At 61.7% G+C, this 6,381-nt stretch carries 8 protein-coding genes; 4 read left to right on the top strand and 4 right to left on the bottom strand.

Translation table 11 applies throughout. The features are described from left to right. Positions 1–472: 472 nt before the first annotated feature. Together CYR55_RS22355 and CYR55_RS22350 are read right to left on the bottom strand one after the other, a co-directional pair. Positions 473–2,005, bottom strand: coding sequence for an FAD-dependent monooxygenase (locus CYR55_RS22355; RefSeq protein WP_101818520.1), 1,533 nt, complete (start codon positions 2,003–2,005; stop codon positions 473–475). Between the two features lie 42 nt (positions 2,006–2,047). Continuing rightward, positions 2,048–2,923, bottom strand: a complete 876-nt coding sequence (locus CYR55_RS22350) for a LysR family transcriptional regulator (RefSeq protein WP_101818519.1) — start codon at positions 2,921–2,923, stop codon at positions 2,048–2,050. Positions 2,924–3,016: 93 nt separating this feature from the next. On the opposite strand from CYR55_RS22350, the gene CYR55_RS22345 reads away from it, so the two are divergent. The 4 genes from CYR55_RS22345 (at position 3,017) to CYR55_RS22330 (ending at position 4,743) form a co-directional block, all read left to right on the top strand. After that, the gene (locus CYR55_RS22345) at positions 3,017–3,529 is read left to right on the top strand and encodes a phenolic acid decarboxylase (protein ID WP_175580828.1); all 513 of its coding nucleotides are present in this window, start codon (positions 3,017–3,019) and stop codon (positions 3,527–3,529) included. A gap of 120 nt (positions 3,530–3,649) precedes the next feature. Beyond that, a complete protein-coding gene (locus CYR55_RS22340; RefSeq protein ID WP_101818517.1) occupies positions 3,650–4,120 on the top strand; it encodes a DUF3237 domain-containing protein in 471 nt (156 codons plus the stop codon). Between the two features lie 87 nt (positions 4,121–4,207). Beyond that, on the top strand, positions 4,208–4,438 hold the full coding sequence (locus CYR55_RS22335) for an AbrB/MazE/SpoVT family DNA-binding domain-containing protein (protein ID WP_101818516.1): 231 nt from the start codon (positions 4,208–4,210) through the stop codon (positions 4,436–4,438). Beyond that, positions 4,435–4,743, top strand: coding sequence for a type II toxin-antitoxin system PemK/MazF family toxin (locus CYR55_RS22330; protein WP_101818515.1), 309 nt, complete (start codon positions 4,435–4,437; stop codon positions 4,741–4,743). The genes CYR55_RS22335 and CYR55_RS22330 overlap by 4 nt, the downstream gene beginning before the upstream one ends. Positions 4,744–5,257: 514 nt before the next feature. Here the strand turns inward: CYR55_RS22330 and hpxZ are convergent. Next, positions 5,258–5,644, bottom strand: a complete 387-nt coding sequence (gene hpxZ / locus CYR55_RS22325; protein ID WP_101818514.1) for an oxalurate catabolism protein HpxZ — start codon at positions 5,642–5,644, stop codon at positions 5,258–5,260. 36 nt (positions 5,645–5,680) lie between these two features. Next, positions 5,681–6,381, bottom strand: a 701-nt coding sequence (locus tag CYR55_RS22320; protein ID WP_241522210.1) for an amidase family protein, incomplete at its 5' end; no start/stop codon positions are given.

Here is a 6,381-nt window from a genome sequence, read left to right as displayed (position 1 = left end):
GGCCGCTCATATAATCACCTCATTAGTTATGTCAGTTATAACCTCTGAGCGTGTCTAAATCTATTAAGCCACTACACAGACACGCTCCCAGCGTGGCTGCGACTCTCGCGGACGTCCTGTCCGCTCGCCCGGCCCTGCGTCTCCACTCGGCAATGATTTTTACGCCCCCACCGGACTGCAAATTCTTGGGTATGCAAGGAAAGGGTAGGAGAGATCTATGTATGTGCTGTGTGCTCGCCCGGCCCTGCGGCTCCATTCGGCAATGATTTTTACGCCCCCACCGGATTGCATATCTTTGGGTAGGTAAGGAAAGGGTAGGGGAGATCTATGTATGTGCTGTGTGCTCGCCCGGCCCTGCGGCTCCACTCGGCAATGATTTTTACGCCCCCACCGGACTGCAAATTTTTGGGTATGCAAGGAAAGGGTAGGGGGAATCGCTATAGGGGCAGCGTGCCCCCACCAGCTCTGCCTTTTACGCCTTTGCGTTACTGACCCTGAATCCATTGTCCTGCCAGTAGGCGGCGAGGCGGGTGACGTCGGCGTGGCGATCGGCCAGTGCGACGTAGGTGTCGGGGCGCAAAAGATAGAGGGCGTCGCGCTTTAGCCCGGCGTGGTGGCAGGCGTCGTCCCAGGTGAATTGGTGCAGCGGCAGGTGGTGGTGGGCGCACCAGTGGCGCAGGTCGGGGTGCGCCTCGCCGTAAACATGCACCTGCCACACCATCGCACAGAGGCTGGCGTGGTTATCACTTTCCGCCCGCGCCAGCCACGGCAGGCGGTCGCCGCCCCGGACTTTGCCCGCGTCACCGGCGCTCAGCGGGCTGTCAGGGTAGGCTAAATCCAACTGGGATATCGTGCGGAACAGCAAACGGCGTACCGCGTCCAGGCTATAGGCCACCCCGGCCACCAGCGGGAAAACATGCGTACGGATAAAATCGGCCTTCTGCCCCCCGGCCGTGATGGCTGAAAACACCCGGTCAGTCGTGGCGACCAGCTTCAATGCAAAGGCGCGGCGCTCGTGCTCATAACTGTCGAGCAGGCTCTCCGGGGCATCGCCGCGCAACACCGCCGCCAGCTTCCATGCCAGATTCACCGCGTCACCAATGCCGGTGTTCATGCCTTGGCCGCCCGCCGGGCTGTGGACGTGGGCCGCGTCACCCAGCAGAAAAACACGCCCGTGGCGGAAATGGTCCACTACCCGGTGATGCACCCTGTATGTGGAAAACCAGTGCACTTTCTCTACCTGCAACCCCAGGCTGTGGACCGCCCGGTCGCTGATATCGTCAAACGTCAGCGTGTCCGGGCGTTCGGCGCGTTCATCCCGGACAATGCCGACCAGCCGCATCTGTTGCTCGCCTTTCAGCGAGAAAATCGCGACGAAATCCGCTTCCTCAATATCCACATGCACGCCGCCGTGGGTGACCGCGCCGCGTCCTTCAATATCCGCGACATAAAATACCTGCGCATAGGTTCCGCCGGGAAAGCCCAGCCGCAGCTGGTGGCGCACCGTTGAACTCGCCCCGTCGCACCCGGCCAGCCAGGCGGCGCGGCAGTGTTCGTCACGGCCATCCGGCAGGCGCAGCGTGGCGTCCACGCCGTCGTGATGCTCATCAAACGCCAGCAGTTCAGTGTTCCGCTCCACGGTGATGCCAAGCTGGGCAAGCCGTGATTCCAGCAGGCGCTCATGCTCGTCCTGCGGGTAGATCAACACAAAGGGGAAGGGAGTGAGATCGGCTGCGGCGCTCTGAAGCGGCACTTCACTCTTTTTCTTGCCGCCCGCCCAGAGGGTCAGCGACGGGTTAGGGTGCCCGGCGGTGATGGCGGCCCTGCTCAGATCGAGCTGGCGGTAGAGTTCCAGCGTGCGCGCCTGCACCGCCAGTGCCCGCGACGTGGTGCCCGGCGCGGCGCGTTTATCAATAATCCGTATCCGGATGCCCTGGCGGGTCAGCCACAGGGCCAGAGCCAGCCCGGTCGGCCCGGCACCGGTAATCAGAACCTCAGTCTCCATACGCTACCCCTGTATTTCAGGATGATGTAATAAGCATAGTGCCTATGAGGGCAAATCTTTACGGAACATCGCTGCGAGGGTGGCGACTTCTTCGTCGGGGGGCGTGATGTCGCGCCGGATGATCAGGTGCAGCGGGGTGGCGCGGCGTTCGCCGTGGCTGAGCGGCAGGATCTTCAGGCTGCCGTCGGCGAGTTGCGGGGCGATGCGCTCCTCCGGCAGCCAGCCATAGCCGACCTGGTACATCACCGCCTCAATCGCCGCCTCCACCGTGGAGAATGTCCAGAACTCGGCGGTGGCGGGGGTGTCATCACGCGCAGCCTCGCGATCCAGAATGCGGATGAGCGGGTAACGCGCCAGATCCTCTTCGCTGAGCGGGGCCGGCAGTTGGTGCAAAGGGTGATCGGTGTGGGCCACCGCGACAAAATCGATATTCATCAGCCACTGGCCGCGCCCGGTCATATCCTGCCGCCGTGACAGCACCATCAAATCCGCCTGCCGCTCCCCGGCGTGCTCCGCCTCACTGTTGAGCACCTCGGTCAGGTGCACTTGCGTCAGCGGGTGGCGCTGCTGGAACTCACGCAGGATCGGGAACAGCCGGGCGCGTGGGAATATCGAGTCCACCAGCAGATCGAGCCGCGCGCGGCGGCCGGTACGCAGCGTGGCGGCGCGTGCCTCCACATATTCAAAAGCGCGCAGCAGCGGCCGCACCTGCGCCAGCAGAATCGCCCCGGCCGGGGTCAGCACCGCCCGCCGCCCCTCCGGCACCAGCAGATCCACCCCCAGTCGCTGCTGCAACAGCGCAATGTTATAGCTGACCGAAGACTGGCTGCGGTTCGCCGCCTCCGCCGCGTTGGCAAAGCTGCCGTGGTCAATCACGCTCTGTAACAGTGCCCACTGCTCCAGCGTCGTCTTATTCATATTCATCAACTTTTTAGATGGGTATTGGCTAAAAATAGCGTTATTCATCGGCCTGATAAAGATCTAGAGTAGTTTTATCGACCAAGGAGACAAATTATGAGCACATTTGATAAACACGATCTGAGCGGTTTTATCGGTAAACACCTGGTCTACACCTACGACAACGGCTGGAACTACGAGATTTACGTCAAGAACGGCGAAACGCTGGATTACCGCATCCACAGCGGGATTGTCGGCAACCGCTGGGTGAAAGACCAGCACGCCTATATCGTCCGCGTGGCCCGGGAGGTGTATAAAATTTCCTGGACGGAACCCACCGGCACCGACGTCAGTTTGATTGTGAACCTCGGCGACAAGATCTTCCACGGCACCATTTTCTTCCCGCGCTGGGTAATGAATAACCCGGAGAAAACCGTCTGCTTCCAGAACGATCATCTGCCCGAGATGGCCGCCTACCGCGACGCCGGCCCGGCCTACCCGACGGAAGTGATCGACGAGTTCGCCACCATCACATTTGTACGTGACTGCGGTGCAAACAACGACACCGTCATCGACTGCCCGGCCAGCGAGTTGCCGGCGGATTTCCCGCGTAACCTGCGGGCATGATGATAGGCGTCCGGGGCGTATGCGCCAATGTATGAGGCGCGTCACAAGGAAAGCGTTGTGGTTGCCCCGGACTTTCAGTTAATGTTTTTGCCGGATTCCGATCTGTCACCAAGGATGGCCATGACCCCCGAACTGACCCTGAGTTTTTCCCTCTCTTTAACCGTCGATACGCCGACCATCGTCAGCCGTTCGCCTGAGTTCGGCAAACGCCAGCTGATCCCAATCCTGTCCGGCACGCTGTCGGGCGCGCTCAGCGGCCACGTGCTGCCGGGCGGCGTAGACAGCCAGATTATTGACGCCAGCGGCCTTTGCCGCCTCTCAGCCCGTTATGCCGTTGAAACGCACGACGGCGACCGGTTTTACATTGAGAATAACGGGCTGCGCCGCATCCCGGCTGACTGGCGATCCCGGTTATTTGATGACGATCTCGCCTTTTTCAGCGAGATCCCGCCCGGTGAGATTTACTTTCGCACCACCCCCCAGTTTGAGGTCTACAGCGATCGCCTGCGCTGGCTGACGGAGAACCTGTTTATCGCCAGCGGCATCCGCCACCCCGGCGGGCTGGATATTCACTTTTATCAGGTGAAGTAGTTGTTGCTAAATGTAGATACAATGTTGATACGTAGCTAGCCAAGTGTTAGGGTGTATCTACATTGTAGATACACAAGGCGATAATGGATGAGACAATCGATAAAGCGCTGGGGCAACAGCCCGGCGGTACGCATCCCGGCGGAGCTGATGAAAGCGGCGCACTTGCGGCTGGATGACGAGGTGGAGTTAAGCCTCGACAACAAAGGGCGGATTCTGCTGGAGCGGGCGGAAAAAACGGTGACGCTGGCGATGCTGCTGGATCAGGTCACGCCTGAAAACCTGCACCCTGAGTTAATCACCGGTGAGGATCGCGGATGATTGAATACGTACCGGACGCGGGAGACGTGGTATGGCTGCGGACTGCTGGCGGGCATCAGGTAGTGCTGGTGATCAGCGCGCAGGCGTACAACCGCCGGGTCGGGCGGATGCTCTGTTGCCCGGTCACGGCGGATCTCAAAGGTTACCCGTTTGAAGTCCCGCTGGGCGGCGCCCCAATGAGTGCTGCGCTGGCCGATCAGCTCACCAGCCTGGACTGGCGCCCCCGCGACGCCCAACTCCGCGGCCGCGCCGAACCCCCGGCCCTCAACGCCATCCGCAAACTCGCCCACGTTTTGATCGGCTAAGAACTTGATCGATTAACAACTCTGACCCTATTCCTTCCTTATATACCCAAAGATATGCAGTCCGGTGGGGGCGTAAAAATCATTGCCGAGTGGAGCCGCAGGCTGAGAGTACATGCGCGCTCAGCAAAAAGAATCTCCCTCTACTCTTTCCTTACATACCCAAAGATTTGCAGTCCGGTGGGGGCGTAAAAATCATTGCCGAGTGGAGACGAAGGGCCGGGTGAGCGGGCAGGACGCCCGCGAAAGTCGCAGCCACGCTGGGAGCGTGTCTGCGGCGGCCCGAGTAGCCCGAAGGCGAAATGAGGGTCACCCGCGGTAGTGGGCAATGATTCAGCCGGGGCACCGAAAGTGCGCGGGTGCAGGGCGAGCGCACCGGCGCGCCCTGCTCGGTTGAGGCGCAGAAAGCCGGGCAGGCAACCGCACATGAACAACCGAAACAACCACCGCTCCGATTAAAAATAATCCGCGATACTCAATGCCCGCGGGTACAGGGAGAGGCTCCTGGAGGGGGAACTCACCCCTCCATCAAACTCACATGCGCCGCCACAATCCGCCACCCACACGGCAACCGTACCCAGGTCTGCGTCTGGCGGCCGATCTTATTGCTGCCCTCACGGCGGAACTCCGTACAGGCGATGCCCATATCCTCACCGAAGGTGGTCAGGGTGGTGTTCTCCAGCGTCCGGTCCAGTCCCTGGGACGGGCGGTGCAGCCGGAAATCCCGGATCGCCTCGATGCCATACAGGTTCTCCCCGGCCCCGTAACGCACCGTGCGGGCGTCGTGCCAGAACAGCTCATCCAGCACCTCGATGTCATTGCTAATCAGCGCCTGTTCATAGCGATAGAAAGCGGCATTCAGCTCCGCCAGGATCGCCGGGCGATCAATATGTTCACTCTTCATGTTCTCTCCCCGGTCAAAAAAGTTACCGCCGGGCGTTTACCCGGCGATGCCCGCCGCCACCGTCACCACGCCTTGCTGCTCCAGCGCGCGCGCGGCACGCAGGCAGAGATCTTCACGCCACGGCGGCGCAATCAGCTGCACGCCGATCGGCAGCCCGCCTGCGGTGGTGAGCGGTACCGTCACCACCGGCAGGCCGAGGAACGAGATCGGCTGCGTCAGCATCCCCATACTGGCACGGGTCGGCAGATCCTGCCCATTGATGCGGATGCTCTCCTGGCCGATCGGCGTGGCGCAACAGGGCGTCGCCGGGGCGATCAGGATGTCCCACTCTTTAAACAGCGGCTGTACCTGTTGCTGAAGGTGGCGGCGGAAACGCTGCGCCTGAACATACCACGTCGCCGGGACCATTGCCCCGGCCAGCAGCCGCTCGCGTGACAGCGGCTCAAACTGTTCCGGCATCGTGCGCAGCAACGGCAGATACTGGTTACCGCCCTCTGAGGCAGTGATGATAAACGCCGCAGAGCGCGCCAGCGCCGCCTGCGGCAGCTCAAGCTGAGCCTGCGCCTCCAGCGCCTGCGCCACCCGTGCCACGGCGGCGCGGGCATCATCATCACACCCGTCTGCAAAAAAGCCGCCGAGCACCGCCGTGCGCAACCCCTCCTGGCCGCGGTCCAGCAGCGGGGCGGTCAGCGTCACCGGTTCGTCGGCCTGAAACGCATCCTGCGCGTCCGGCCCCT

Origin of the sequence: Chimaeribacter californicus, from assembly GCF_002858675.1 — a bacterium.
In the GTDB taxonomy this organism is placed as follows: domain Bacteria; phylum Pseudomonadota; class Gammaproteobacteria; order Enterobacterales; family Enterobacteriaceae; genus Chimaeribacter; species Chimaeribacter californicus.
This window is presented reverse-complemented; position numbering and strand designations above follow the sequence as displayed.

What these genes read in the sequence shown, in the direction of transcription:
- CYR55_RS22355 (WP_101818520.1), bottom strand. Translation starts at nt 2,005, where the DNA reads ATGGAGACTGAGGTTCTGATTACCGGTGCCGGGCCGACCGGGCTGGCT.
- CYR55_RS22350 (WP_101818519.1), bottom strand. Translation starts at nt 2,923, where the DNA reads ATGAATAAGACGACGCTGGAGCAGTGGGCACTGTTACAGAGCGTGATT.
- CYR55_RS22340 (WP_101818517.1), top strand. Translation starts at nt 3,650, where the DNA reads ATGACCCCCGAACTGACCCTGAGTTTTTCCCTCTCTTTAACCGTCGAT.
- CYR55_RS22335 (WP_101818516.1), top strand. Translation starts at nt 4,208, where the DNA reads ATGAGACAATCGATAAAGCGCTGGGGCAACAGCCCGGCGGTACGCATC.
- CYR55_RS22330 (WP_101818515.1), top strand. Translation starts at nt 4,435, where the DNA reads ATGATTGAATACGTACCGGACGCGGGAGACGTGGTATGGCTGCGGACT.
- hpxZ (WP_101818514.1), bottom strand. Translation starts at nt 5,644, where the DNA reads ATGAAGAGTGAACATATTGATCGCCCGGCGATCCTGGCGGAGCTGAAT.